The following is a 24,800-nucleotide window of genomic DNA, read 5'->3' as shown; positions in this document are numbered from 1 at the left end:
CGGCAATGTGACTCTAGCCTCAGTGGATCGAACGATCAATATTTGGTGGCTGTGTGCGATCGGCCGCCGCCGGACCGCGCCTTCTAGACTGGAGGACATTCAGCGACGAAAGGCTTGGAAGTCATGGGTGACGCCATCCGCACGGGTGTGTTGGGCAGCAACGGCAAAGTCGGCAAAGCGATCGTCGAGGGGGTCGAATCCGGCGACGGTATCGAGTTCACCGTCGGTGTCGACAAAGGTGATTCGCTCCAGGCCTTCGTCGATTCGGGTACCGGGGTGGTCGTGGACTTCACCCACCCAGATGTCGTCATGGACAACCTGAAGTTCTTGATCGACAACGGAATCCATGCGGTCGTCGGCACTACTGGGTTCACGCAGGAGCGGCTGGACACCGTCCGCGGTTGGCTCGGCGACGACCCGCGCAGCGGCGTGTTGATCGCGCCGAATTTCGCGATCGGTGCAGTCCTGTCGATGCGCTTCGCTGCGCAGGCCGCACGATTCTTCGACTCGGTCGAGGTCGTCGAACTGCATCACCCGCACAAGGCCGATGCCCCGTCTGGCACCGCCGGACGTACCGCCCAGTTGATCGCTGCCGCCCGTGCGGAGGCGGGTCTCGGTGCGTCGCCGGATGCGACGTCGACTGGGCTGGACGGCGCCCGCGGCGCGGACGTCGACGGGGTGCGAGTGCATTCGGTGCGGCTCGCGGGCCTCGTCGCACACCAGGAAGTGCTGTTCGGCACGCAGGGCGAGACGCTGACGATCCGCCATGATTCGATCGACCGCAACTCGTTCGTCCCCGGCGTGCTGCTCGGTGTGCGCGAGATCGGTTCGCGCGCGGGACTGACTGTCGGCCTCGAACACTTGATGGATCTGTGAATCGTGGCCGCTGGTAAATCCGACGCCCGGCCGATCGTCGCCGTGATCGCCTTCCTGGTGATCGCGATGTGCGTGTACTTCCTGATTCTCGGCCGGATGGCCTACCGGCTACTCGAGCACGGAACCGCCGTATCGATCGGCCTCGGCATCGGCATCTTCATCCTCCCGCTCCTCGGAGTGTGGATGATCGTCTCGACACTTCGCTCGGGGATCGAGCACCAGCGGATGGCGGCAGATGTCGCGGAGCTCGGTCGCGAGCTCGACGTCGACGACCTGCCTCGCCGACCGTCCGGGCGGATCGAGCGCGACGCAGCCGATGGGCTGTTCGCGGAGGTCAAACAGGAGTGGGAAGCCGACCCGAGCGACTGGGTCAGGACCTACCGAATCGCGAGAGCCTACGATTACGCGGGCGACCGTTCACGTGCCCGCGAGATGATGAAGCGCGCGTCGGGCCAGTATCGAGAGGCGAAGGCCTGAACATGTCGGTGCACGAGTCGATGCTGACTGAGTCGGCGAACCTGTGGTCGGCGGTCCTCGACCACGTCGGCGACGCCGCGCTGGCGTCGCCGAGCGGATGTCCGAACTGGACCAACCGTGACCTGATCAATCATGTGATCGGCGGCGGACACCGCTACGCGATGCTGCTGGACGGCGCTTCCGCCGACGACACAGTGCATACGCGGGATATCGACTACGTCGCCGAAGGCGCGATCGCGCAGTTCTGGCGGTCGGAGGAACTGCTGCGCGCTTCGGTCGACGCCGCGGATTTGAGCGTCGACGTCGATCACCGGGTCGGCCGCCGCCCCGGCGCGGACCTCGTTCCGATGCGGACCATGGAGCTGACCCTGCACGCATTGGACCTGTGCGTCGGTGTCGGAGTCGAATGGCGACCCGCCGATGCGCTCGCGCTGTACCTGTTGTCGGATGCGGCGTCGATCATCGAGGACATCCGTGGGGCGGGAGCGTTCGCGCCGGCAACCGAGCCGGTGTCTTCGGCACCGGTCGACCGGCTGCTCGCATTCGCCGGCCGCAGCTAGCGGGGGAGTACTCCCACGATCCGTACGCTCACCGCGCCGTCTGGACATATCGTCCCAACGGGCGGATCAGCGTACAGATCGTGTTGAGTCAGGACAGGGCCGCTACAGGGGAGTGACCGCCACGGAAGTGGTGACCACATCGTCGACGATGAACCACAGGGCGAGGCCGCCGTCGTAGGCGGCGGTCGCGATCGTTGCCTCGCTCCGCGGCGTGATCGGCCGCAGATATTCGATCACCGCACGATGCGGTGCTGCCGTCAGTCCGGGATAGCGGGCGAGGACAGCGTGGACCGCGTGCCAATAGGCGACGTTGTTCATGTGTCCGTAGGCGTCGAAGTCGGTGGTGCGCAACGCGAACGACATGTAATCCGGGGTAGTCGTCACGGCGTCGGGCGACGCCGGAATCATCGACTTCCATTTGAGTCTCGTGTCGGTGACGTCGCGGTTCCAGTCGTCGATGGTCTCGTCGTCGATCCGTGACGGCCGACCCTCACGGGTCACGTTGATGCAGAAGCTCGACGTCTCAATGAGCCCGCCCGGTCGGTCGGCGTCGGCGAATCCGGTGGCGGTCGGGACGCCGGTCATCCGCTGCCGCATGCCGACCCACCGCGACGACGTGGCCTCGCACCATCGTTCGATGTGGACGTCACCCGGCCAGGTGATCGGTTCGAGCACGTCGATCACGTTGCGGCGCACGATCCAGAAAGGATTCGTCGTCCCCCATGCCGATTCGTCGATCATGTCCATCGCGATGTTCTGCAGCAGTCGTGCGATCGCATCGTGGCGCACGTCCATGTCGGGCGTCACGTCTTCCATCCGAAGGCGGTATGTGCGTTCATAGGTGCGGGCCTGCACCGGGCGCGCGGCGAGCCTACTTGTGTGCGGCATGGTGTTCCCCTCGATTGTGCTTCGGCATGATCGTGCCACGGAGCCGAACGGCGTTCCGCGCGCACCGGCGCTCCGGGTTCTGCCAGAGTGGACGTATGGCTCGTCTACTGATCGTCCATCACACGCCGTCGCCGCACTGTCAGGCGATGTTCGAGGCGGTGGTGAGCGGTGCGACCGACCCCGAGATTGAGGGTGTCGAGGTGGTCCGGCGACCGGCGCTGTCGGTGTCGACAAGCGACTTCCTGGAGGCCGACGGTTATGTCCTCGGCTCGCCGGTGAACCTCGGCTACATCTCCGGCGCATTGAAACACGCATTTGACTCCAGCTACTACCAGATCCTGGACGCGGCGCGGGGTCGCCCGTTCGGGCTGTACTTGCACGGCAATGAGGGGGCCGAAGGCGCGGTGAACGCTGTCGACCGGATCACCGCGGGCCTGGGCTGGACCAAGACCGTCGACTACGTGATTGCGTCGAACAAGCCGACCAAGGAACAGCTTGAAGCATGTTGGGAGTTGGGCGCGACCGTGGCTGCCGGGCTCATGGGATAACTGGCCTGCACTCTCCGGGAATAGTCAGGGGCTCGGGCGCCCGCCTGAGCGTTCGGCGCGTCCGGCCAGCCGTCATAGTCGGCCTCAGTACACTCGACGAGGTGAGCACGCCCATCCCTACACCGTACGAAGACCTGCTGCGACTCGTTCTGGAGACCGGTACGCCCAAAGCGGATCGCACCGGTACCGGAACGCGGAGCGTGTTCGGCCATCAGATGCGATTCGACTTGTCTGCGGGCTTCCCGCTCGTCACCACCAAGAAGGTGCATCTCAAGTCGATCGTCTACGAACTGTTGTGGTTTCTGCGTGGTGACTCGAACGTCGCGTGGCTGCGCGACCATGGAGTTACGATTTGGGACGAGTGGGCGGCCGACGACGGTGAACTCGGCCCCGTCTACGGCGTGCAGTGGCGTAACTGGCCGACACCGTCGGGCGAGCACATCGACCAGATCGCGACGGCGCTGGAGACGTTGAAAACGAACCCGGATTCCCGGCGCAACTTGGTGTCCGCGTGGAATGTCGGCGAGATCCCGCAGATGGCGTTGCCGCCGTGCCACGCGTTCTTTCAGTTCTATGTGGCCGACGGCAAACTCAGCTGTCAGCTGTATCAGCGCAGCGCCGACCTCTTCCTCGGGGTCCCGTTCAACATCGCGTCGTATGCGTTGTTGACGCACATGATGGCTCAGCAAGCCGGCCTCGAGGTCGGCGACTTCGTGTGGACCGGCGGCGACTGCCATATTTACGACAACCACGTCGACCAGGTACGCGAACAGCTTTCGCGCGACCCGTACCCGTACCCGCAACTGGAACTGCGTGAGGCCGAGTCGATCTTCGAGTACGACTACGACGACATACAGGTCGTCGGGTACACGTCGCACCCGGGGATCAAGGCGCCCGTCGCAGTCTGAAACCCGGAGCAAACGATGACCGTCTCTCTCGTGTGGGCACAAGACTTGGCCGGAGCCATCGGCAAGGCCGGCACCATCCCGTGGCGGGTGCCCGAAGATATGGCGCGGTTCACGTCGTTGACCGGAACCGGCACCGTCATCATGGGGCGTAAGACGTGGGAGTCGTTGCCGACGAAGTTTCGACCGCTCCCGCGGCGGCGGAACGTGGTCGTGACGCGCAATGCCACGTTCGACGCTCCAGGCGCCGAGGTGGTTTCCGGAGTGCGCGAGGCACTCGACCTCGTCGGCGGCGACGCATCGATCATGGGCGGCGGCCAGATCTACACGTCGGCATTGGACTTCGCGACTGAGCTTCGCGTTACCGAGATCGATGTGCTCGTCGACGGCGCCGACGCGTTCGCGCCCGAGATCGATATCGACGTGTGGACGGTTGCCGCGCGGGGCGATTGGGAGACCTCGAAGACCGGCACACGGTACCGGTTCGTCGACTACCGCCGGGTCTCTGAATGACCTGGTTCGCACGCGGCGGCGACGAGTACGCGGCGCACCGGCCGACCTATTCCGGCGCGCTGGCGAGCGTCCTGTCGTCGCTCGCACCCGACCGGGAACTCGCGGTGGACGTAGGTTGCGGCACCGGTCAACTGACCGCGCTGTTGGCGGAGCACTTCGACGCGGTGGTGGGCGTCGACCCGTCGCAGAGCCAGATCGCGGCAGCTGTCCACGCACCGAACATCGAATACCGGGTTGGGCCCGCAGAGAGACTCGACGTCGCCGACGGGTCCGCATCGATTGTGACGGCCGCGCAGGCAGCCCACTGGTTCGATCTGCCCGCGTTCTACGACGAGGCGCGCCGCATCGCGCGTGCGGGCGCGGTGATCGCGTTGATCACCTACGGCGTCGTCGCGCTCGACGACGATCTCGCTGAACGTTTCGACCGCTTCTACCGTGATGAGATCGGTCCGTACTGGCCGCCCGAGCGGGTTCACGTCGACTCCGCGTACGCGGACCTGCCGTTCCCCTTCGCGCGGGTCGACGTCTCCGTGTCGCCGATTGAACGTGACTGGACGCTCGACGATTTCGTCGACTACGTCGGCACCTGGTCGGCGACGCGGCGTGCGCGCGATGCCGGGGCCGGGCACCTTGTTGAGTCGATGCGCGCAGACTTCGCATCGCACTGGGGCGACCGCCGACGGATTACGTGGCCGGTCACTGTCATCGCCGGGAAGCGGTAAATGGCGGACCTGTCGATCGCGCAAGCTCGCCGGATCGCGTTGGCCGCACAGGGCTTCACAGACCCGATTCCCGGCGGTGCACCGACTCGCAGGCACCTGCGCCGGGTGGTCGGGCGGACGAGGCTGCTGCAGATGGACTCGGTCAACATCCTCGCTCGCGCGCACTATCTACCGGCGTTCAGCCGACTCGGTCCGTACGACGACATCCTCCTCGACACCGCCGCCTGGCGCGAGACCGCGCGATCGCCGCGCCTGCTCGCCGAGTATTGGGCCCATGAGGCCGCACTGGTTCCCGTCGACGACTGGCCGCTGTTCGGATGGCGGATGGACGAGTACCGCGGCGGCCGTTACCGCTACACGCAAGACGTGTTGGCGCGCAACAGAACGCTCGCGGTCGACATCCGTGACGTGGTCGCAGGCAGCGGCGCGTCGACGCCCCGACAGATCGAGGGCGTACTCGGGATCGAACGCGCGCCCGGAGAAAAAGGTTCGTGGTGGACGCGCGGTGAAGTGAAGCACGTCTGTGAGGCGTTATTCGCGTCGGGAGACTTTTCAGCGACCCGCAACGAGAACTTCGTCCGCCACTACGATCTCGCCGAACGGATCGTCGGCGACCGTGTCGACATCACTGTCGGCCGGACCGACTCCCATCGCGAGCTTGTCGCTCGGGCAGCCTCGGCGCACGGCGTCGGGACTGTCGCCGACCTCGCCGACTATTACCGGTTGAAGACCGCGGATGTCCGCGCCGTACTGGGCGACCTCCTGGACGACGGGGTGATCCGCGAGGTCTCGGTGCAGGGCTGGTCTGATCCCGCCTACCTGCACCGAGACGCCAAGATGCCGCGATCTGCAAGCCGGAGCACGCTGCTGTCGCCGTTCGATCCACTCGTGTTCTTCAGGCCGCGCACACTGCGGCTATTCGACTTCCATTACCGCATCGAGATCTACGTGCCCGAGCACAAACGCGTCCACGGCTATTACGTGCTTCCGTATCTGATGGGGGAGGAAATCGTGGCGCGCGTCGACTTGAAGGCCGATCGCGGCGCCGGGGTCCTCGACGTGTTGTCTGCGCATGTAGAACCGGACGCTGACCGGGGCGCGGTCGCCGCCTCGTTGGCCGCGGATCTGCGGGCGATGGCGCAGTGGCGGGGCCTCGACGATGTCCGAATCCGTCCGCGTGGCGAGCTGTCGGAGGCCCTGTCCGCGGTGTGTTGAGCGGCTTCCGCGACTTCGGCACTTTTTATCGGCTGCACGCCGATAAAAAGTGCCGAAGTGCAGGCAGGGTCGGGCGCTATCGTGGGGCTGTGATGATTCGGGAAGGCAGGCGTACCGATCTGGCACGGCTGCAGGAGATCGAGGTCGCTGCGGGAGCGATGTTCGCCGACCTCGGCATGGATCTCGTCGCGGGCGACGACCCGTTGCCGATCGAGTATCTGTCGGAGGTCGTCGACGACGGGCGATGCTGGGTAGTGGTCGACGGGACGGACCGGCCCGCCGCTTACCTGATCGTCGAAAAGATTGACGCCGCCGCGCACATCGAGCAGGTGTCCGTCCATTCCGACTGCGCGCGTCGCGGCTTGGGCGTGTCACTGATCGAGAAGGCTGTCGACTGGGCTCGCGAGCATCAACTGACGACCGTCACGCTCACGACGTACGTCGACGTCCCGTGGAACGGTCCGTACTACGTGCGGAACGGATTCCGCTACATGACTGATTCAGAAGAGACTTCAGGTCTGAAAGCGATACGGGCGCAAGAGAAGTCGCAGGGATTGGATGAATGGCCCAGGGCGTGCATGCTGCGCGAGGTGTGAAGTGAGTCCTACTGTTGACCCATGAGCACATTCGCGCGCGTCGCCCGAGTATTCAACACTGCAGTCACTCCGCTGTTGTCGGCGCCAGTCGTCGGCCCGGCGCTCAGCAAGTCGATGACCGAGATCGGCTACACGGGACGAAAGAGCGGCAAGCAGTTCAGCCTGCCGGTCGCATTCCGTCGCCAGGACGACGGCACCATCCTGGTCGGAGTGGCGGCGGCATCGCAGAAGACATGGTGGCGCAACTTTCAGCCAGGACCGACGCCGATCACCATCCGGCTCGACGGCGTGGATCGCACAGGCACCGGCGTCGCGAAGGTAGGAGACAAGGGGACGGCGGTCGTCATCACCCTCGATGAGGTGTGAGCCCGGCGAACTCCTGGGACTCCAGTGGACAGACCCCTCGGTAGACTCACGCCATGTCCACAGCCGTACTCCGTGACGTGACGCTCCGCGACGGGCTTCAACTCACCGGCAAAACGTTGGACGTCGCCACCCGCGTCGGACTAGCCCGCACGCTTCTCGCCGCGGGCGTCCCGGAACTCGAGATCGGGTCGATGGCGCGGCCGGACCTCGTACCGCCGATGGCGGGGTCCCTCGACGTCGTCGCCGCGTTGACACCGGCCGAACTCGACCGCTGCTGGATCTGGGTGGCGACCCCTCGGCATGTCGAGCAAGCCGTCGCGGCTGGCGCGAAGAACGTTCAATACTGTCTGTCTGCGTCGGACGCCCACAACAAGGCCAACATCGGCCGGCTCACCGAAGACTCGGTCGCCGCGATGCCGCAAGCCGTCGATATCGTGCGGGAGGCGGGCGGCCGCATCCAATTGTGTATTGCCACTAGCTTCACCTGCCCGTTCGACGGCCCCGTCGACCCGGGCCGGGTACGCGGGATCGTCGCCGATCCGCGGACTGCAGGCGCCGACGACGTCGTGCTCGCCGACACTCTCGGGCAGGCCTATCCCGGGCAGGTACGCGATCTGTTCGCGACCGCGCAGGCAGGCGATCGCCGACTAGTGTTCCACGGCCACGACACGTGGGGGATGGGTGTCGCGAACTCATTGGCGGCGATCGCCGGCGGCGCCCGCGTCGTCGACGGCGCGCTCGCCGGCCTCGGCGGCTGCCCATTCGCTCCCGGTGCGAGCGGGAACACCGCCACCGAGGACCTGCTGTTCGCGACCCGGCCCGACTATCTGACACCCGCAGTGCTCGCCGACCTGGTCCGCGCAGGCGAGACTCTTCTCGCCGCACTGGGGGAGACCTCTCGCTCGAAGACCGCGCAGGGCGCCAGGTCGAAGGCGGACGCGTTCGACTGGGTCATCGGCTGACCGCTCACCTTGAGCCGCGTGCCCCGGCTTCCGGTGCACCCTGGCCGGTGCGAGTCGTGGCCGATGGACACCAGTAAGCTTTCCGGCATGCCTGATGGAGTGACCCGCGACGGGAAGAGCTACCAGCTCGTCATGTTCGACCTCGACGACACCCTCGCCCCGTCGAAGACCCCGATGAGCGACGAGATGGTCAGACTGTTCACCGATCTGCTCGCCACGTCGAAGGCGTGCATCATCTCCGGTGGACAGTACGGTCAGTTCCAGTCGCAGGTCCTCGACCGACTCGGCGACTTCCCTGACAAGGCCAACCTTCACCTGATGCCGACCAACGGCACCCGCTACGTCCGCTGGTCGGGCACCGAATGGGAGACGGTGTACGCCGAAGACCTTTCGACCCAGCAGAAGGACGAGGCGATGCGCGTCGTCGAAGAAGGGGCGCGTTCACTCGGACTGTGGGAGTCGAAGACGTGGGGGCCGATCCTCGAGGACCGCGGCAGTCAGGTGACGTTCTCCGCGCTCGGCCAATCGGCACCGGTCGACGCGAAGGCAGCGTGGGATCCCGACGGCCGCAAAAAGGAAGCGTTGCGCGCCTACGCCGCGGAACGGCTCCCCGAACTGGAAGTCCGCAGCGGCGGGTCGACGTCGGTCGACATCACCGCGAAAGGCATCGATAAGGCGTTTGGCGCCCGCCGCCTGATGGACATCCTCAACCTGGATATCGCCGACATCCTGTTCTACGGGGATCGTCTCGACGAGGGCGGCAATGACCGCCCCGTCGCCGACCTCGGTATCGACTCCGTACAGGTGCACGGGTGGGAAGACACGTTCGGAAAGCTAGGGGCGGTCGTCCGCGGACTGTAGCGAATGACTGCTGCGGCCGGACGCTAGTCGAGGAGGCTGTCACGGAGCGACGCGATGTCGTCGTCGGTCAGTTTCAGGCCGTCATGAATGTAGGCGTCCATCGAACCGTACTTCCTCTCCACAGCCCTGTATGACGCGTTTAGCCACCCGATGTTCACACCGTTGAGGATGTCGTTCGATGCGGCGTGACGGTAGTGGTTTGAGGCGAGGTAGTCGGCGCGGATCGTCGGACGGTCGACGCCGAGGATGGTGAGCACGATCGCTGTCGTCCAGCCGGTCCGGTCCTTGCCCGCTGAGCAGTGGTAGAGCGTTGTGCCGCCATGAGCAGCAGTGTCTTTGATGGCGAGGATCGTGTCGCGGAACTCGGCGCGAGCGTTGGCGTCGGTCACGAACGCGCGATACGCCTGATTCAGGTCGACGAGCGCGGTAGGCGACACGTCCCCGAGGACGTCGCCGTCGACGGTCGTGACGCCCGCGAGCCGCTTGTTCGGCTGGACGGTCTTCTCGATGCCGGTACGCAGATCGACGACGGTCTTCAGTCCTCGTTCGTCGAGTTTCGCGATGTCGGAGGCGGTCAGCTTCGACAGATTGTCGCTGCGCAAGACCAGGTCGTTGACCCGCTTGCCGTCGGAGCCGACATAGCCGGCGAGGGTGCGGGTGTTCTCGGTACCGGCCAAGCCGATCTCGCGGTCAGGCGCGATGACCGTCGAAGGCGTCGACTCGGTGAGGCCGGGGGCAGCGTGGGCGACGGGCGCCGCGACCGCGATCGGTCCCGCGACCAGCGCGCTCGACAAAGCAATCATCGCGACACGGCGACGAACAAGACTGGGACGAACAAGACTCGGACGAACAAGACTCGGACGAACAGGACCGGGACTTGCGGGACTGGGCCAAACGGGCTGGGGAACCGTGGGAGTGCGATCGGAAGTCATGCCGACCATGATGCGCTGAGAGCGGGCAACCCGCTCATCGACCCCGAGGAGCGGCACGGAATGTGGCGAGGGACAATTGACGGATTGGATGCGGGGCGACCACGTGGTGCGAGCCCACCTACTGCGAGAGGAGTGCCGGTGTCCGAACTGGTGCCGTTGAAAGTACAACTCGTGGCGGCGACCCAGTTCACTGCGCCCACCGACATCGACTGGGACACGGACGCCGACGGCAGCGAAGCGCTCATCGAGTTCGCCGGTCGCGCGTGCTACGAGAGCTGGGACAAGCCGAACCCGCGCACCGCGACCAACGCCGGATACCTGCGGCACGTCCTCGAAGTGGGCCACACATCGCTGTTCGAGCACGCGACCGTGACCTTCTACATCACCGGTATCTCGCGGTCGTGTACGCACGAGCTGATCCGGCACCGGCACTTCTCGTATTCGCAGTTATCTCAGCGGTTCGTACCCGAACATGATTCGAACGTCGTCGCGCCGCCGGCGCTCCGCGGCGACGCGCGGTTGGAGGAATTGTTCGTCAAGGCGACTGACGCGTCGCGTGCGGCGTACAGCGAACTCCTCGCGGAACTGGAGACGAAGTTCGAGGATGTGCCGAACGCGATCCTGCGACGCAAGCAGGCCCGTCAGGCAGCGCGTTCAGTGCTGCCGAACGCCACCGAGACCCGCATCGTAGTGACCGGCAACTACCGTGCGTGGCGTCACTTCATCGGCATGCGCGCCACCGAGCACGCCGACGTCGAGATCCGGCAGCTTGCCGTCGAATGTCTGCGGCAACTCGTCGACGTCGCGCCGACAGCGTTCGGCGACTTCGAGATCGGCGAACTCGCCGACGGATCGCACGTCGCGACTTCGCCGTTCGTTTTCGAGGGCTGATACCGGCGGGACGTCGTTGTACCGGTAGCCTGAGCGGCATGGATTCGGCTGACGCTGGGCGCGTGGAACACCCGTTCGGAACTGTATCGGTGGCAATGGTGACCCCCTTCACTCCCGAAGGGAAGGTCGACTACGACAAGGCCGCCGAACTCGCCGACCATCTCGTCACCGGCGGCTGCGACGGGCTTGTCGTCTCGGGTACCACCGGCGAATCGCCGACGACGACGGTCCCGGAGAAGAATGAGCTCCTCAAGGTAGTGCTCGACGCGGTCGGCGACCGCGCGCGCATCGTGCAGGGTGCGGGCAGCTACGACACCGCCGAGACCGTCCGCCGCGCTCGCGACTCCGCCGAACTAGGCGCGCACGGTCTGCTGATCGTCACCCCGTATTACAGCAAGCCGCCGCAGTCGGGCGTCTACGCACACTTCAAGGCTGTCGCCGAAGCCACCGACCTGCCCGTCATGCTGTACGACATCCCGGGCCGCGCGGTCGTCCCGATCGCGACCGACACAATCCTCCGACTCGCCGAGCTGCCGACGGTCCGCGCAGTCAAGGACGCGAAGGGCGACCTGCACGCCGCAGCGAAGATCCTGGCCGCCACCGACCTCGAATTCCTGTCCGGCGAGGACGCTCTCAACTTGCCGTGGCTGTCGATCGGCGCAAGCGGTTTCGTCAGCGTCATCGGCCACCTCGTCCCGGGTCGTCTCCGCGACTTGCGCGACGCCGTCGCCGCAGGCGACCTTGCGCAGGCGCGTCGTCTAGCCGCATCGATGGCGCCGCTCGTAGACGCGATGGGGCGCCTCGGCGGTGTCACCATGGTGAAGGCCGGGCTGCGTATCGCAGGGTTGGACGTCGGTGATCCGAGACTCCCACAAGTGCCCGCAGACGGGCCTCAAATAGAAGCGCTCATCGCAGATCTACGCACCGCGGAGGTGATCTCCTGATGTCCGGAGCACAGCGTCGTCGTCGTGCCGGTCGCCCGGCCGGCCCGCCGGTCGAGAACCAGGCCGCACCCGAGAAGCAGGCCGAGAAGACGCCGGTCGAGAATCCGGCCGCACCCGAGAAGAAGGCGCCGACAAACCAGGCGGCTAAGAATCAGGCGCCCAGAAATCAAGCGCCGAAAAGTCAAGCGTCCAAGAACCAGGGCGGCTCCAAGAAGAGGACGGACAAGCCCACGAAGAAGTCCGGTAAGTCCTCAGTCTCGGAAGCCACCGGCATCGGTGTCACCGGCGACATCCTCGACCGCCTCGGTCGGCCGCCCGCCCTGCCGAAGGGCGGCCTGCGTGTCGTCGCGCTCGGCGGCATCGGCGAGATCGGCCGCAACATGACTGTCTTCGAGTACGGCGGCAAGTTGCTCATCGTCGACTGCGGTGTCCTGTTTCCCGAAGACCAGCAGCCCGGCGTGGACTTGATCCTGCCCGACTTCAGTTTCATCGAGAACCGGATGGACGACGTCGAAGCCGTCGTCCTCACACACGGCCACGAAGACCACATCGGTGCGGTGCCGTTCTTGTTGAAGCTGCGCGCGGACATCCCCGTCGTCGGGTCGCGATTCACGTTGGCGCTCGTCGCGGCGAAGTGCCGTGAACACCGACTGCGCCCGACTCTCGTCCAGGTCGTCGAGGGAGACCGCCAGAACTACGGCGAGTTCGACTGCGAGTTCTTCGCCGTCAACCACTCGATCCCGGATGCGGTCGCCGTAGCGATCCGCACTGACGCGGGCACCGTCCTGCACACCGGTGACATCAAGCTCGACCAGTTGCCCCTAGACAATCGACTGACCGATCTCGCTGGCTTCTCGCGGCTCGGCGACGAGGGCGTCGACTTGTTCCTCGTCGACTCGACTAATGCCGAAGTGCCGGGATTCGTGACGCCCGAGCGGGACATCGGCGGCGTACTTGACACGGTCATCGGCAAGGCGCGCCAGCGCGTGATCGTCGCGTCGTTCGCGAGCCACGTGCACCGCATCCAGCAGATCGTCGACGTCGCACACCGGCACGGGCGCCGGGTCACGTTCGTCGGCCGCTCGATGGTCCGCAACATGGAGATCGCACAGGATCTCGGCTACCTGTCGGTGCCCGAAGGCGTCGTCGTCGACATGGACACCGCGGCGACGTTGCCGGACCATCGGCTGGTGCTCATCTCGACCGGTTCGCAGGGCGAGCCGCTGTCGGCCCTGTCGCGGATGGCACGCGGCGAGCATCGCCAGATCAACATTCGCGCCAATGACCTCGTCGTCCTCGCGTCGTCCTTGATCCCGGGCAACGAGAACTCGGTGTTCGCGGTCGTCAACGGTCTTTCCAAGCGTGGCGCGAAAGTCGTCACACAGGCCAGCGCCAAGGTCCACGTGTCGGGGCACGCATCGGCGGGCGAACTGCTGTACCTGTACAACGCGGTCCGTCCGTCCAACGCGATGCCGGTGCACGGGGAGTGGCGGCACTTGCGCGCCAATGCCGCACTGGCCGAAGCGACCGGTGTCCCGTCCGACCGCATCGTGATAGCGGAGGACGGCGTGGTCGTCGACCTCGTCGACGGGCGCGCGCAGATCACCGGTCGGATACCCGTCGGACACGTGTACGTGGACGGACTGTCGGTTGGTGACGTCGGCGAGTCGACCCTGTCCGATCGTCTAGTCCTCGGCGAAGGCGGGTTCATCGCGATCACGGTTGCTGTCGACACCGTCACCGGTCGCGCACTGAGTGCGCCCGCGGTGAGCGGGCGCGGATTCTCCGACGACCCTGATGCGCTCTCGGGCGCCGCGCTCATCGTCGATAAGTCGCTCGCCGAACTGGCGAACGAGGGTGTTACGGACACCCATCGGATCGCTCAGGGCGTCCGCCGCGCCGTCGGACGCTGGGTGGCGGGCAAATACCGTCGCAGGCCGATGATCGTGCCGAATGTGATCGCTGTGGGCGAGGACGACTGATGTCGCAGGCGAGGGCCGAACGGGCTGCGCTCGTCGAGACCATGCGCGCATTGGGGCCGGACGTGCCCACGATGTGTGCCGGGTGGACTGCCCGCGACCTCGCCGTTCACTTGATCCTGCGGGAACGCAGGCCGGACGCGGTACTCGGCATGTTCGTGCCCGTGTTCGCCAGCTACACCCGTTCAGTGGAACGCCGTTACGCGGGCAAGCCGTGGGCGGAATTGTTGCAGACGGTCCTCGACGGACCGCCGTGGTACTCGCCGTTCCGGCCGCTCGACTCGTTGCTCAACCTCTCCGAGATGTTCGTGCACCATGAGGACGTGCTACGCGGGGGAGCCGATCGGGCGGGACCGTTCCTACCGCGCAAGCTGTCTCCGGCAATGGAGCGTGCCCTGGAACGCCCCCTGAAGCTGGTGGCTCGCGCCACCCTGCGATCGTCGCCGGCCCGAGTCACGCTCGGGTCGGTCGACGGACGCGAACTGGTGACTGCCGGGCGGGGTGAGGCCGTCACGGTCACCGGGTCTATGGGCGAGCTACTCCTGTGGGCGTTCGGGCGCGCACCCGTGGATGTGAAGATCACCGGCCCTGAAGCGGCAGTGAAAGCACTGGCCGACACCGAGCGTTCAGTTTAAGCGCGAACCGAGTGTCGACTCGGTTGATCTGCCCTCGAACGTCACGAATTCGACACGACAGCCCTCGAACACGTGTTGCGGGTGTGACTGTTGTGATTGATGGGCACTAGGGTAGTGGCTATGGCTTCAGAAGCAACCACGCGACGTCGTGCGGCTGCCGGTACCTCGCGAGGCGGCAACGCCGGTACGCGCACGTCCGGAAACCGGGCGAATACGAGCCGGAAGCCCCCGACCAAGGGACCGACCGCCGGCAAGGCTCAGGCAGGCAGCAAGGGGCAGGGCGCGCGTAAGGCGTCGTCGGGGCGCCCTGCACCGCGAGCCGCAACCCGCTCGGCGGATATGCACCGGCCGTCGGCGGTTGCCACCGCTGGGCACGGTGTCGCGTCCGCGTGGACGATGGCCGCCCGCGGCGTCGGTAGTCTGGCGCGCATCGGAGCCCATCGCGACGACGAGCCGTCGCCGCGCCGCGATGGTGCGGCGTTCGCACTGTTGCTGACCGGCGTCGCTATCGCGGTCGGCGTCTGGTTCCACGCGCTCGGGCCCGTCGGCGCGTTTATCGACACGCTGGTTCGCGCGGCGATCGGTTCACTCGCCGTGATCGCGCCCGTCGCGTTCGTCGCGTGGGCGATCGGCCTCATGCGCCTGGCGCCGAATGCCGACCGGCGTGCCCGCAACATCGGCGGCACGGTGCTGCTCGCCATCGCCGTCCTCGGCATGACACACCTGATCCAAGGCGCTCCGATTGACTACGACGGACGCGCGCACGCGGGTGGCTTCACCGGTTACGCCGTCGGCGGGCCCCTCACCGACGCCGTCACCGTCTGGCTGTCGGTACCGGTCTATTTGCTGTGCGCCGCGTTCGGTGTGCTCGCGCTCAGCGGTCACACCGTGCGCGACGTCATCGGCGGCGCATCGGACTACCTCGGACTCAAGCGCGATTACGACTACGACGACTACGACGATTACGAGGACGAGAACGGGGAGTACGAGAACGAGGAGTACGGGGACGGGGAGCCCGACGCCGACTACGCCGACTACGAGGACGGGGTCTACGACGACGAAGACGTGGCCGCCGTTGCCGAACCTGCCGTCGACGCACCGTTCGACAGTGACAGCGACTACGGCGACCCGTACGACAACTACCCGCCCGACGAACGCCGTCGTCCCCAGCAGCGTCGCGCAGCGCAGCGCCGCGACCGGATCGAGCGGCAGGCCGCCGCCGAACGCTCGCCTCGGTCGCGGGCGTCCGCTCACGACCGAGCGTCTCGCACGTCGCCGTCCGCGGGTCGGCGCACCGCGGGGCAGGACCGCGACGCACACATGGCCGACATGATGACCGAGCCGATCGTGCCCGACATGGAGGTCACCGAGCCGATCGGGCTGCTGGCCCCCGAGCCGGAGCCGGTGCCGCGGCGGGCGCAGCGTCGTGCCCCGGCACCGGTAGCGCCGAAGACCGCCGCCCCCGTCTCGAAGCCCCCCGTCTCGAAGCCGGCCGCCCCGGCGCCGGATCCTCGCGCTGCCGGACCGTGGTCCGACGACGACTATCAACTGCCGCCGACCGACCTGCTGATCGCGGGTGACCCGCCGAAGATGGGCAGCGCGGCGAACGACGACATGATCGACCGGGTGCAGTCCGTCCTCGACCAGTTCAAAATCGACGCCGCCGTCACCGGCTACACCCGTGGGCCGACCGTGACCCGATACGAGGTTGAGCTTGGGCCGGCGGTCAAGGTCGAGAAGATCACCCAGCTGCAGCGCAACATCTCCTACGCTGTCGCAACCGACAACGTCCGTCTCCTTGCGCCGATCCCCGGCAAGTCGGCGGTCGGCATCGAGGTGCCGAACTCCGACCGCGAGATGGTCCGGCTGGCCGACGTTCTGGAATGCCCGAAGATCGCTCTCGATGAGCACCCGCTGATGATCGGTCTCGGCAAGGACATTGAAGGCGACTTCGTCGGAGCGAACCTCGCGAAGATGCCGCATTTGCTCGTCGCCGGTTCGACGGGTTCGGGCAAGTCGAGTTTCGTCAATTCGATGCTCGTGTCCATCCTGTCCCGCGCGAAGCCCGATGACGTGCGGATGATCCTGATCGACCCGAAGATGGTCGAGCTGACGCCCTACGAAGGCGTCCCGCACCTGATCACGCCGATCATCACCGAGCCCAAGAAGGCTGCGGCCGCGCTCGCCTGGCTGGTGGAGGAGATGGAGCAGCGCTACCAGGACATGAAGGCGTCCCGCGTGCGGCACATCAACGACTTCAACGCGAAGGTGCGGTCCGGTGAGATCACCACGCCGCTCGGTTCCGAACGCGTGTACAAGCCGTATCCGTACATCGTGGCGATCGTCGACGAGCTGGCCGACCTGATGATGACGGCGCCCCGCGATGTCGAGGACGCGATCGTCCGGATCACTCAGAAGGCCCGCGCCGCGGGCATCCATCTGGTGCTCGCTACGCAGCGTCCGTCGGTCGACGTCGTCACCGGGCTGATCAAGACCAACGTCCCGTCCCGGCTCGCGTTCGCGACGAGCTCGCTCACCGACTCGCGCGTCATCCTCGACCAGCCGGGCGCGGAGAAGCTCATCGGCATGGGTGACGGGTTGTTCCTGCCGATGGGTGCCAACAAGCCGATCCGCATGCAGGGTGCGTTCATCACCGACGAGGAGATCTCGGCCGTCGTCGAGTTCACTAAGGAGCAGTCGGAGCCGGAGTACACCGAGGGTGTCACCGCGGCGAAGGCGTCGGACAAGAAGGACATTGACGCCGACATCGGAAACGATCTCGACGACCTGCTCCAGGCCATCGAACTGGTCGTGTCGAGTCAGTTCGGGTCGACGTCCATGCTGCAGCGCAAGCTTCGCGTCGGCTTCGCTAAGGCAGGCCGATTGATGGATCTGATGGAGACCAGGGGCGTCGTCGGGCCGAGTGAAGGATCCAAGGCGCGCGAGGTCCTCGTCAAACCCGAAGACCTCGCTGGCGTGATCGCATCGGTCACCGGTGGCGGAGACAGTGATCCGTCCGTAGACTGACAACGATCAATGAGGGGAGTATCCCCCGACTCGATGACGACCCCGTCAATACGGTAGACGCACCGGATCCGCCGATCGGATCCGGTGCCGAGAACCCGGGGCGTCGCCGCCGATGCAGTCTGAATCGGCGGTGGGAGAGACCTCTGGCATCGCACGCTGACTAGTGCACGCTGGAGGTATTTTCATGACCGTATCGTTGACCACCTGGCTCATCACCGGGGCGGTGATCCTGGGCCTGTTCGTCTTCGACTTCTTCGCCCACGTCAAGACCCCGCATGAGCCGACCCTCCGCGAATCCGGATTCTGGTCGGTCGTCTACATCACGATTGCGGTGATCTTCGGCGGATTCGTCTGGTGGCAGTGGGGGTCGACCTACGGCGGCGAGTACTTCGCCGGGTACGTCACCGAGAAGGCGCTGTCGGTCGACAACGTGTTCGTCTTCGTGGTTATCATGACCAAATTCGCCGTCCCCCGGATCTATCAGCAGAAGGTGCTGCTTCTCGGCATTGTGATGGCGCTCGTGATGCGTGGCGGATTCATCGCGGTCGGCGCCGCGGCGATCAATGCCTACAGCTGGGTGTTCTACCTGTTTGGCCTGTTCTTGTTGCTGACTGCCGTCAAACTGCTGCGCGAGAGCGACGAGCCGGTCGAACACGAGAAGGAACGCGAAGGCCGGCTGGAGCGCCTCGTCAAGAAGGCGTTCCGCGCTAGTGACACCTATGACGGCGACAAGCTCGTCACACGCGTCGACGGGCGACGAATGATCACCCCGCTGCTGCTGGTACTGATCGTCATCGGGTTCACCGATGTCCTGTTCGCGCTCGACTCGATCCCCGCGATCTACGGGCTCACCCAGGAGCCGTACCTGGTGTTCACGGCGAACGCATTCGCACTGATGGGGCTGCGCCAGCTGTACTTCCTGCTCGGCGGGCTGCTCGACAAGCTCATCTATCTGTCGTACGGACTGTCGCTGATCCTCGCCTTCATCGGCGTCAAGCTCGTGCTGCATGCCCTCCACGAGAACACTCTCGGTTTCGTCAACGGCGGCGAACCCGTTGCCGTGCCGGCGATCTCGACTCCGCTGTCGCTCGGCGTCATTGGCGGAACGCTCTTGGTGACGACCGTCGCGAGTCTGGTGGTGTCGAAACGTCGGTCGGGCGCGGACGGTTGACCCGCGGTCAGAATGGTCCGTAGACCTGCTTCCATTCGCGGACGGTGACCGCGGCGATAGCGTCAGCTGCGGCGAACGGGTCGCCGGCGAGGATGGCGCGCGCCGCGGTCTCGTCATCGGCAACGATCATTAGCGCGGCTCCCGAGCCGTCCGTGAACGGACCGACGTACAGGAGTTCTCCCGCTTCGTGTAGCACGCCGAGGAACTCTCGGTGCGCCGGGCGGTGTTCGTCGCGGACTGCGGCGGCCTCGGGTGCGTACGTGTACTCGACGTGAAAGGTCGACATGGGCGAAGTCCTTTGTCTCGGCGGTGTGCTCGGGTCAACAGCTGGATTTGGGTCAACAGATGGCTAGGGTCACTGTGTGGGCGGGGAGCGACTGGGCGGTTCGGTTCAACAAGTGGCTCGGGCCATTAGATAGACGGAGATCTACAGGTGGGCGAGCATGCGGGTATTGCCGAGGGTGTTCGGTTTCACGAAGCTCAGGTCGAGGAACTCGGCGACACCGGTGTCGTACGAGCGGGTCATCTCTTCGTATACCTCTCTGGTGACGGGCGTGCCGTCGATCTCCACGAATCCGTGGCGGGAGAAGAACCCGGTCTCGAAGGTGAGGACGAAGACGCGTTCGAGTTCGAGTTCACGCGCGACCTCCATGAGTCGACTGACCACCCGGTGGCCGATACCGCGCCCGGCGCACGAGGTGTCGACGGCCACGGTGCGTACTTCACCGAGATCGGCCCAGAGCACGTGCAGGGCCCCACACCCGACGACGATCCCGTTCTCCTCAGCGACCCAGAACTCGGGAACCGCTTCATACAGGGTCACTAGGTTCTTCGCGAGGAGGATCTTGCCCGCATAGATGTCGATGAGTTCTTTGATGCGAGGTACGTCCGATGTCCTGGCTCGTCGCACGACGACGTCCACCGGTTCGTCGGAACGGGGGGCGGGCACAGACGTGGGCATGGAAGTAAACGATAGTCGCAGACAGGGGGAGTCCCCGCGCAGGTCGCGACTTCGCGTGCCGATAGGCTTACCGGTGTGAGTGAACCTGAACCCCGTGCAGCGGCCGCTCAGACGGCTCCGCCGGTGGTCAATCTCGCGAATGCGCTGACTCTTTTCCGCATCGTGCTGGTGCCGGTGTTCGTGGTCGTGCTGTTCGTTGACGATGGGCACTCGGATTTGTGGCGGGTCGTCGCGTTCGTCGTGTTCGCGGTCGCCGCCATCACCGACCAGATCGACGGTCGTATCGCGCGCAGCTGGAATCTCGTCACCGACTTCGGCAAGATGGCCGATCCGATCGCCGACAAGGCACTCATCGGAGCGGCGCTCCTCGGGCTGTCGATCCTCAACGAACTGCCGTGGTGGGTCACCGTCGTCATCCTCGTCCGCGAGATCGGGGTGACTCTGCTGCGGTTCTGGGTGATCCGGCACGGTGTCATCCCGGCGAGCCGAGGCGGCAAACTCAAGACTCTGCTCCAGTGTTGCGGAATAGGCCTGTTCGTTCTGCCGTTGAACGGGGTACTGCACATCGTGGGCTGGGTGTTCATTGTCGCGGCGGTCGTCGCAACGGTCGTCACCGGACTCGACTACATTTGGCAGGCGATCAGCCTGCGACGCTCCGCGCATGCAGCGGCGACCGATGCGAAATTCCGCTAGGGTCGTCGTCACAGGCTCATGAGAACTACCGGCGACCCGAATGCGGGAGGAACACACGTGACACTTTTGTTGCGCGAGGCGATCGGCGACCAGCTGCGGCGGGTCCGAACCGACCAGGGCCGGACACTGCGCGAGGTGTCGACGAATGCGCGCGTGTCCCTCGGCTACCTGTCTGAGGTCGAGCGAGGGCAGAAGGAGGCGTCGAGCGAGCTGCTTGCCTCGATCTGCGTCGCCCTGGATGTCGAGATCGGCGATGTGCTCCGCGACGTGGCAGGAGTCATGAGCCCGGTGGCCGACGCCGTGGTCGAAGTCATCGGATCGCAGGCCGACCGCGCGGCTGCACTCGCCGCAGCCTGATCCCCGTACGCTCGCCAGAGCATCGAATACGAGAAGTTGAGGACAACGTAATGGCGAACCCGTTTGTGAAGGCATGGCGCTACATGATGGCGCTGGGCAACGCGAAGATCGACGAGCACGCCGATCCGAAAGTGCAGATCCAGCAGGCCGTCGAAGAGTCGCAGCGCCAGCACCAGGCTCTCTCACAGCAGGCCGCCGCCGTCATCGGCAACCAGCGCCAGCTGGAGATGCGGCTGAACCGTCAGCTCGAAGAGATCGAGAAGCTCCAAGGCAATACGCGGCAGGCGTTGTCGCTCGCCGACCAGGCTTCCGCCGCCGGCGACGCGGCCAAGGCCACCGAGTACACCAACGCTGCCGAAGCGTTCGCCGCACAGCTCGTCACCGCCGAGCAGAACGTCGAAGATCTTAAGGTGCTGCACGATCAGTCTCTGACGGCGGCCGGGCAGGCGAAACAGGCCGTCGAGCGCAACGCTTTGACACTGCAGCAGAAGCTCGCCGAACGCTCCAAGCTGCTCAGTCAGCTGGAGCAGGCCAAGATGCAGGAGCAGGTCAGTGCGTCGCTCAACAGCATGAGCGAGCTCTCCGCGCCGGGCAACACCCCGAGCCTGGATCAGGTCCGCGACAAGATCGAGCGCCGGTATGCCACCGCGCTCGGCTCGGCCGAACTCGCGAAGGGATCGGTCAGCGGCCGCATGGCAGAGGTGGAGGCCGCCGGCGTCCAGATGGCCGGGCATGCTCGTCTCGAACAGATCCGCGCCAGCATGGGTGGATCGCTGACCGCGGGCCAGCAGCCCGCTGCCGGCCAGCCGGCAACCGGCCAGGCCACACCGTCGCTCGACACGGAGAAGCACTGACGATCGTCGCCATCGTGGCCGGCTCGGATGCGGGCCACGCGTTCCCGGCTCTTGGGCTGGCCGCACAGTTCGCGGCCGCGGGCGACGACGTCATCGTCTACACCGGCACCCGCTGGCTCGCCGACGGTGCGCGGTGTGGCGTCCAGGTTCGGGAATTGCCCGGGCTGGCGGCGCTCCCGGGCGAGGACGATGACGATGCGGGTGCGAAACTCAGTGCTCGCGCGGCCCGCATGGCTCTCGTGCTCGCCCCGAGACTCGCCGAAGCGGGCGTTGAGCTCGTCGTCAGCGATGTGATCACGAGAGCCGGCGGCTGGGCAGCCGAACTCGTCGGGGTCCCGTGGATCGAACTCTCGCCGCATCCGTTGTACGAGCAGTCGCGTGGCCTACCGCCGATCGGTGCGGGCATGGACGTCGGAGTCGGTGTCCGCGGTCGCCTCCGGGATATCGCCCTGCGTGTGATGAGCGCGCCATCGGCGGCCGATGGGCGGCGAAGCACTGCACTCGCACGCCGCAGCATCGCGCTGTCGGACGTTCCGGCGCCTGCCGCCAGGTTCGTAGCGACCCTGCCGGGTCTGGAGGTGCACCGCCCCGACTGGCCGGCCCGCACACACCTGATCGGACCGTTGGCGTACGAGCCGACCGATGCTGTGTTCGCGACCCAGGACGGCGACGGGCCGCTGGTGGTCGTTGCGCCGTCGACCGCGCAGATCGGCGAAGCAGACCTCGGCAAGGCTGCGCTCGACGGACTCACCGACCTGGCTCGACGTCGGGAGATTCGCACGGTGTACTCGGCGTTGACGCCCCCGCCGGACGACGCGGCGACCCCGGACGCCTTCGTCGCGGGTATCGCCCGCCAGGACGAGGTCCTGTCCCGCGCTGCGGTCGCGGTGTGCGGGGCGGGGCACGGCATGCTCGCCAAAGCTCTGCTCGCGGGGGTGCCGGTCGTCACCGTGCCAGGCGGTGGGGATCAGTGGGAACTCGCGAACCGGGTGCGGCGGCTGGGGTGCGGTGTCGTGGTGCGGCCCGCCGACGCCGATGCGATCGCGGCAGCCGTGACCCGCGTGCTCGACGACGACTCGTTCGCCGCGGCGGCGCTGCGTGTCGCGGCGACGAATGCCGCGACCGTCGACCCGGTACGGATCGCGCACCGGGCGCTCGATCGCGCATCGAACACTCGAGAGAGGCGAACCGCACCGTGCGACTGACCGAGTTCACTGAACTGACCGGCATCGAGTTCGGCCGGCTCCGGGCGGACGCGATGCTCGTCGACCTCGTCCTCGTCGAACTCGGGGGACGGACTGGAGCTCAGGCGATCGACGACGGCGTTGACCCGCGTGACGTGTGGCGCGCCCTGTGTAGAGAATTCGACGTTCCCCGCGAACGATGGTGAATCCGCCAGGTCGTGAGGATCCGGCACGCGTACCTCGGGCGTGTCGCTTGCGATCGAACATCTGTTCGTTAAACTGAGGTGGAACCGAAAAGCCGCCCGGTGCGTCCGACCTTGTATGACGATCAAAAACAGTATGACGATCAGAAACAGCACGACGATCAAAAACAGCACGACGACCAGGAACAGCACGAATAGTGCTGGAGGGTACAACACTGCGACGGCCGATCGGAGCGACGCGACGAAATTGTCAGAGGGCGGTTCTACGGTGATCACATCACCGCAACAATCGGAGCCGATCCCGGACCTTCCGCCCGCCGATGCTCCGATTCCGGAGACAGCTAGTACGGACACAGCTAGTACGGACACAGCGACCACGGACCTTGGGACCACGGACCCGCCCGACCAGAACGAGGAGACCACGATGGCACCCGTCACCGATCGACAGAAGGCGCTCGATCTCGCGCTCGCGCAGATCGACAAGAACTTCGGCAAGGGCTCGGTCATGCGACTGGGCGAAGACACGCGTCCGCCGATGGAGGTCATCCCGACCGGGTCCGTCGCACTGGACATCGCGCTCGGAATCGGCGGGCTTCCCCGCGGCCGTGTCGTTGAGGTGTACGGCCCCGAATCGTCGGGTAAGACGACCGTTGCGCTGCACGCGGTCGCGAATGCGCAGGCGCAGGGCGGTATCGCGGCATTCATCGACGCGGAGCACGCACTCGACCCCGACTATGCGGCGAAGCTCGGTGTCGACGTCGATGCGCTCCTCGTGTCGCAGCCGGACACCGGCGAGCAGGCATTGGAGATCGCCGACATGTTGATCCGGTCCGGCGCACTGGACATTCTCGTCATCGACTCGGTCGCGGCGCTGGTCCCGAAGGCCGAGATTGAAGGCGAGATGGGCGACAGTCACGTCGGCCTGCAGGCTCGACTGATGAGTCAGGCGTTGCGCAAGATGACGTCGGGTCTGAACAACTCGAACACCACCGCGATCTTCATCAACCAGCTGCGCGAGAAGATCGGCGTCATGTTCGGCTCGCCCGAGACCACGACCGGCGGTAAGGCGCTCAAGTTCTACGCGTCGGTCCGACTGGACGTACGCCGCATCGAGACCCTCAAGGACGGTACTGACGCGGTCGGTAACCGGACGCGCGTGAAGGTCGTCAAGAACAAGGTCGCTCCGCCGTTCAAGCAGGCCGAGTTCGACATCCTGTACGGCCATGGAATCAGCCGCGAAGGCTCGTTGATCGACCTCGGCGTCGCCGAGGGTTTCATCCGCAAGTCCGGATCGTGGTTCACCTACGAGGGCGATCAGCTCGGTCAGGGCAAGGAGAAGGCGCGTACCTTCCTCATCGAGAACCCCGACATCGCCGACGAGATCGAGACCAAGATCAAGGACAAGCTCGGCATTGGACGCCGCCCGGAGGTCGACGCCGAAGCCGTCGCTCCCGAGCCCGTCGACTTCTGACACCAGTCA

At 65.9% G+C, this 24,800-nt stretch carries 28 protein-coding genes; 24 read left to right on the top strand and 4 right to left on the bottom strand.

Annotated elements, in window-relative coordinates; genetic code table 11:
* Positions 1-123: 123 nt before the first annotated feature.
* From dapB to MP11Mi_RS17720, 3 genes are read left to right on the top strand one after another with little or no spacing between them, the layout of a single operon-like run.
* Positions 124-876 (top strand): 4-hydroxy-tetrahydrodipicolinate reductase, encoded by a 753-nt coding sequence (gene dapB / locus MP11Mi_RS17730; protein WP_420040185.1) that lies wholly within the window; start codon positions 124-126, stop codon positions 874-876.
* Positions 877-879: 3 nt separating this feature from the next.
* Positions 880-1,353, top strand: coding sequence for a hypothetical protein (locus MP11Mi_RS17725; protein WP_420040184.1), 474 nt, complete (start codon positions 880-882; stop codon positions 1,351-1,353).
* Positions 1,354-1,355: 2 nt separating this feature from the next.
* On the top strand, positions 1,356-1,913 hold the full coding sequence (locus tag MP11Mi_RS17720) for a maleylpyruvate isomerase family mycothiol-dependent enzyme (protein ID WP_420040183.1): 558 nt from the start codon (positions 1,356-1,358) through the stop codon (positions 1,911-1,913).
* A gap of 102 nt (positions 1,914-2,015) precedes the next feature.
* Here MP11Mi_RS17720 and MP11Mi_RS17715 read toward each other — a convergent pair whose 3' ends face one another.
* Positions 2,016-2,801 carry an acyl-ACP thioesterase domain-containing protein gene (locus MP11Mi_RS17715; protein ID WP_420040182.1) on the bottom strand — a complete coding sequence of 262 codons (786 nt, stop codon included), beginning with the start codon at positions 2,799-2,801 and terminating at the stop codon, positions 2,016-2,018.
* A 95-nt stretch (positions 2,802-2,896) separates the two neighbouring features.
* Between MP11Mi_RS17715 and MP11Mi_RS17710 the strand changes: the two genes are divergently transcribed.
* The 9 genes from MP11Mi_RS17710 (at position 2,897) to MP11Mi_RS17670 (ending at position 9,489) form a co-directional block, all read left to right on the top strand.
* Positions 2,897-3,349: a flavodoxin family protein gene (locus MP11Mi_RS17710; RefSeq protein WP_420040181.1), complete on the top strand. Its 453-nt coding sequence runs from the start codon at positions 2,897-2,899 to the stop codon at positions 3,347-3,349.
* Between the two features lie 101 nt (positions 3,350-3,450).
* Positions 3,451-4,257 carry a thymidylate synthase gene (locus tag MP11Mi_RS17705; RefSeq protein ID WP_420040180.1) on the top strand — a complete coding sequence of 269 codons (807 nt, stop codon included), beginning with the start codon at positions 3,451-3,453 and terminating at the stop codon, positions 4,255-4,257.
* 15 nt (positions 4,258-4,272) lie between these two features.
* The gene (locus tag MP11Mi_RS17700) at positions 4,273-4,767 is read left to right on the top strand and encodes a dihydrofolate reductase (RefSeq protein ID WP_420040179.1); all 495 of its coding nucleotides are present in this window, start codon (positions 4,273-4,275) and stop codon (positions 4,765-4,767) included.
* Positions 4,764-5,489, top strand: a complete 726-nt coding sequence (locus tag MP11Mi_RS17695) for a class I SAM-dependent methyltransferase (protein WP_420040178.1) — start codon at positions 4,764-4,766, stop codon at positions 5,487-5,489. The genes MP11Mi_RS17700 and MP11Mi_RS17695 overlap by 4 nt, the downstream gene beginning before the upstream one ends.
* The gene (locus MP11Mi_RS17690) at positions 5,490-6,704 is read left to right on the top strand and encodes a winged helix-turn-helix domain-containing protein (protein WP_420040177.1); all 1,215 of its coding nucleotides are present in this window, start codon (positions 5,490-5,492) and stop codon (positions 6,702-6,704) included.
* A gap of 92 nt (positions 6,705-6,796) precedes the next feature.
* Positions 6,797-7,300, top strand: a complete 504-nt coding sequence (locus MP11Mi_RS17685; protein WP_420042146.1) for a GNAT family N-acetyltransferase — start codon at positions 6,797-6,799, stop codon at positions 7,298-7,300.
* Between the two features lie 21 nt (positions 7,301-7,321).
* Positions 7,322-7,666 carry a hypothetical protein gene (locus tag MP11Mi_RS17680; RefSeq protein ID WP_420040176.1) on the top strand — a complete coding sequence of 115 codons (345 nt, stop codon included), beginning with the start codon at positions 7,322-7,324 and terminating at the stop codon, positions 7,664-7,666.
* Positions 7,667-7,719: 53 nt separating this feature from the next.
* Positions 7,720-8,628 (top strand): beta/alpha barrel domain-containing protein, encoded by a 909-nt coding sequence (locus tag MP11Mi_RS17675; RefSeq protein ID WP_420040175.1) that lies wholly within the window; start codon positions 7,720-7,722, stop codon positions 8,626-8,628.
* Positions 8,629-8,715: 87 nt separating this feature from the next.
* Entirely contained in the window at positions 8,716-9,489 is a 774-nt protein-coding gene (locus tag MP11Mi_RS17670) for an HAD-IIB family hydrolase (RefSeq protein WP_420040174.1), read from the top strand.
* Between the two features lie 23 nt (positions 9,490-9,512).
* Here the strand turns inward: MP11Mi_RS17670 and MP11Mi_RS17665 are convergent, their stop codons facing one another.
* A complete protein-coding gene (locus MP11Mi_RS17665) occupies positions 9,513-10,292 on the bottom strand; it encodes a tyrosine-protein phosphatase (protein WP_420040173.1) in 780 nt (259 codons plus the stop codon).
* Positions 10,293-10,559: 267 nt separating this feature from the next.
* Here MP11Mi_RS17665 and thyX point away from each other — a divergent pair, with 267 nt between their 5' ends.
* The 6 genes from thyX (at position 10,560) to MP11Mi_RS17635 (ending at position 19,068) form a co-directional block, all read left to right on the top strand.
* Positions 10,560-11,312 carry an FAD-dependent thymidylate synthase gene (thyX, locus tag MP11Mi_RS17660; protein ID WP_420040172.1) on the top strand — a complete coding sequence of 251 codons (753 nt, stop codon included), beginning with the start codon at positions 10,560-10,562 and terminating at the stop codon, positions 11,310-11,312.
* A 38-nt stretch (positions 11,313-11,350) separates the two neighbouring features.
* On the top strand, positions 11,351-12,256 hold the full coding sequence (gene dapA / locus MP11Mi_RS17655) for a 4-hydroxy-tetrahydrodipicolinate synthase (RefSeq protein WP_420040171.1): 906 nt from the start codon (positions 11,351-11,353) through the stop codon (positions 12,254-12,256).
* A complete protein-coding gene (locus MP11Mi_RS17650; protein WP_420040170.1) occupies positions 12,256-14,238 on the top strand; it encodes a ribonuclease J in 1,983 nt (660 codons plus the stop codon). Before dapA ends, MP11Mi_RS17650 begins: the two co-directional genes overlap by 1 nt.
* A complete protein-coding gene (locus tag MP11Mi_RS17645) occupies positions 14,238-14,870 on the top strand; it encodes a TIGR03085 family metal-binding protein (protein WP_420040169.1) in 633 nt (210 codons plus the stop codon). The genes MP11Mi_RS17650 and MP11Mi_RS17645 overlap by 1 nt, the downstream gene beginning before the upstream one ends.
* 120 nt (positions 14,871-14,990) lie before the next feature.
* On the top strand, positions 14,991-17,897 hold the full coding sequence (locus MP11Mi_RS17640) for an FtsK/SpoIIIE family DNA translocase (protein WP_420040168.1): 2,907 nt from the start codon (positions 14,991-14,993) through the stop codon (positions 17,895-17,897).
* Between the two features lie 184 nt (positions 17,898-18,081).
* Entirely contained in the window at positions 18,082-19,068 is a 987-nt protein-coding gene (locus tag MP11Mi_RS17635; protein WP_420040167.1) for a TerC family protein, read from the top strand.
* 7 nt (positions 19,069-19,075) lie between these two features.
* Here MP11Mi_RS17635 and MP11Mi_RS17630 read toward each other — a convergent pair whose 3' ends face one another.
* Together MP11Mi_RS17630 and MP11Mi_RS17625 are read right to left on the bottom strand one after the other, a co-directional pair.
* On the bottom strand, positions 19,076-19,354 hold the full coding sequence (locus MP11Mi_RS17630) for a YciI family protein (protein WP_420040166.1): 279 nt from the start codon (positions 19,352-19,354) through the stop codon (positions 19,076-19,078).
* Positions 19,355-19,495: 141 nt separating this feature from the next.
* The gene (locus MP11Mi_RS17625; protein WP_420040165.1) at positions 19,496-20,029 is read right to left on the bottom strand and encodes an amino-acid N-acetyltransferase; all 534 of its coding nucleotides are present in this window, start codon (positions 20,027-20,029) and stop codon (positions 19,496-19,498) included.
* Positions 20,030-20,104: 75 nt separating this feature from the next.
* Between MP11Mi_RS17625 and pgsA the strand changes: the two genes are divergently transcribed.
* The 6 genes from pgsA (at position 20,105) to recA (ending at position 24,791) form a co-directional block, all read left to right on the top strand.
* Complete coding sequence (gene pgsA, locus MP11Mi_RS17620; RefSeq protein ID WP_420040164.1) at positions 20,105-20,722, top strand: CDP-diacylglycerol--glycerol-3-phosphate 3-phosphatidyltransferase; 618 nt, start codon at positions 20,105-20,107, stop codon at positions 20,720-20,722.
* A 57-nt stretch (positions 20,723-20,779) separates the two neighbouring features.
* Positions 20,780-21,079 (top strand): helix-turn-helix domain-containing protein, encoded by a 300-nt coding sequence (locus MP11Mi_RS17615; protein WP_420040163.1) that lies wholly within the window; start codon positions 20,780-20,782, stop codon positions 21,077-21,079.
* A 50-nt stretch (positions 21,080-21,129) separates the two neighbouring features.
* Positions 21,130-21,933: a phage shock protein PspA gene (gene pspA / locus MP11Mi_RS17610; RefSeq protein WP_420040162.1), complete on the top strand. Its 804-nt coding sequence runs from the start codon at positions 21,130-21,132 to the stop codon at positions 21,931-21,933.
* Between the two features lie 14 nt (positions 21,934-21,947).
* Positions 21,948-23,138, top strand: coding sequence for a glycosyltransferase (locus MP11Mi_RS17605; protein WP_420040161.1), 1,191 nt, complete (start codon positions 21,948-21,950; stop codon positions 23,136-23,138).
* Positions 23,129-23,323 carry a DUF3046 domain-containing protein gene (locus MP11Mi_RS17600; RefSeq protein ID WP_420040160.1) on the top strand — a complete coding sequence of 65 codons (195 nt, stop codon included), beginning with the start codon at positions 23,129-23,131 and terminating at the stop codon, positions 23,321-23,323. Before MP11Mi_RS17605 ends, MP11Mi_RS17600 begins: the two co-directional genes overlap by 10 nt.
* Positions 23,324-23,744: 421 nt before the next feature.
* Positions 23,745-24,791, top strand: a complete 1,047-nt coding sequence (recA, locus tag MP11Mi_RS17595; protein ID WP_420040159.1) for a recombinase RecA — start codon at positions 23,745-23,747, stop codon at positions 24,789-24,791.
* The last annotated feature ends 9 nt before the right edge of the window (positions 24,792-24,800 follow it).

Origin of the sequence: Gordonia abscondita (assembly GCF_032711245.1) — a bacterium.
Taxonomy (GTDB): domain Bacteria; phylum Actinomycetota; class Actinomycetes; order Mycobacteriales; family Mycobacteriaceae; genus Gordonia.
The sequence above is the reverse complement of the archived record's forward strand: the minus strand, read 5'-3'. Positions and strand labels throughout refer to the sequence as shown.

Excerpts from the sequence above, each read along its gene's own strand:
- MP11Mi_RS17650 (WP_420040170.1), top strand. The coding sequence starts at position 12,256 with ATGTCCGGAGCACAGCGTCGTCGTCGTGCCGGTCGCCCGGCCGGCCCG.
- MP11Mi_RS17630 (WP_420040166.1), bottom strand. The coding sequence starts at position 19,354 with ATGTCGACCTTTCACGTCGAGTACACGTACGCACCCGAGGCCGCCGCA.
- MP11Mi_RS17625 (WP_420040165.1), bottom strand. The coding sequence starts at position 20,029 with ATGCCCACGTCTGTGCCCGCCCCCCGTTCCGACGAACCGGTGGACGTC.
- MP11Mi_RS17680 (WP_420040176.1), top strand. The coding sequence starts at position 7,322 with ATGAGCACATTCGCGCGCGTCGCCCGAGTATTCAACACTGCAGTCACT.
- MP11Mi_RS17670 (WP_420040174.1), top strand. The coding sequence starts at position 8,716 with ATGCCTGATGGAGTGACCCGCGACGGGAAGAGCTACCAGCTCGTCATG.
- MP11Mi_RS17635 (WP_420040167.1), top strand. The coding sequence starts at position 18,082 with ATGACCGTATCGTTGACCACCTGGCTCATCACCGGGGCGGTGATCCTG.
- MP11Mi_RS17690 (WP_420040177.1), top strand. The coding sequence starts at position 5,490 with ATGGCGGACCTGTCGATCGCGCAAGCTCGCCGGATCGCGTTGGCCGCA.
- MP11Mi_RS17675 (WP_420040175.1), top strand. The coding sequence starts at position 7,720 with ATGTCCACAGCCGTACTCCGTGACGTGACGCTCCGCGACGGGCTTCAA.
- MP11Mi_RS17710 (WP_420040181.1), top strand. The coding sequence starts at position 2,897 with ATGGCTCGTCTACTGATCGTCCATCACACGCCGTCGCCGCACTGTCAG.
- MP11Mi_RS17640 (WP_420040168.1), top strand. The coding sequence starts at position 14,991 with ATGGCTTCAGAAGCAACCACGCGACGTCGTGCGGCTGCCGGTACCTCG.
- MP11Mi_RS17665 (WP_420040173.1), bottom strand. The coding sequence starts at position 10,292 with ATGATTGCTTTGTCGAGCGCGCTGGTCGCGGGACCGATCGCGGTCGCG.
- MP11Mi_RS17685 (WP_420042146.1), top strand. The coding sequence starts at position 6,797 with ATGATTCGGGAAGGCAGGCGTACCGATCTGGCACGGCTGCAGGAGATC.
- MP11Mi_RS17645 (WP_420040169.1), top strand. The coding sequence starts at position 14,238 with ATGTCGCAGGCGAGGGCCGAACGGGCTGCGCTCGTCGAGACCATGCGC.
- MP11Mi_RS17700 (WP_420040179.1), top strand. The coding sequence starts at position 4,273 with ATGACCGTCTCTCTCGTGTGGGCACAAGACTTGGCCGGAGCCATCGGC.
- MP11Mi_RS17715 (WP_420040182.1), bottom strand. The coding sequence starts at position 2,801 with ATGCCGCACACAAGTAGGCTCGCCGCGCGCCCGGTGCAGGCCCGCACC.
- dapA (WP_420040171.1), top strand. The coding sequence starts at position 11,351 with ATGGATTCGGCTGACGCTGGGCGCGTGGAACACCCGTTCGGAACTGTA.
- MP11Mi_RS17695 (WP_420040178.1), top strand. The coding sequence starts at position 4,764 with ATGACCTGGTTCGCACGCGGCGGCGACGAGTACGCGGCGCACCGGCCG.
- recA (WP_420040159.1), top strand. The coding sequence starts at position 23,745 with ATGGCACCCGTCACCGATCGACAGAAGGCGCTCGATCTCGCGCTCGCG.
- MP11Mi_RS17720 (WP_420040183.1), top strand. The coding sequence starts at position 1,356 with ATGTCGGTGCACGAGTCGATGCTGACTGAGTCGGCGAACCTGTGGTCG.
- pspA (WP_420040162.1), top strand. The coding sequence starts at position 21,130 with ATGGCGAACCCGTTTGTGAAGGCATGGCGCTACATGATGGCGCTGGGC.
- dapB (WP_420040185.1), top strand. The coding sequence starts at position 124 with ATGGGTGACGCCATCCGCACGGGTGTGTTGGGCAGCAACGGCAAAGTC.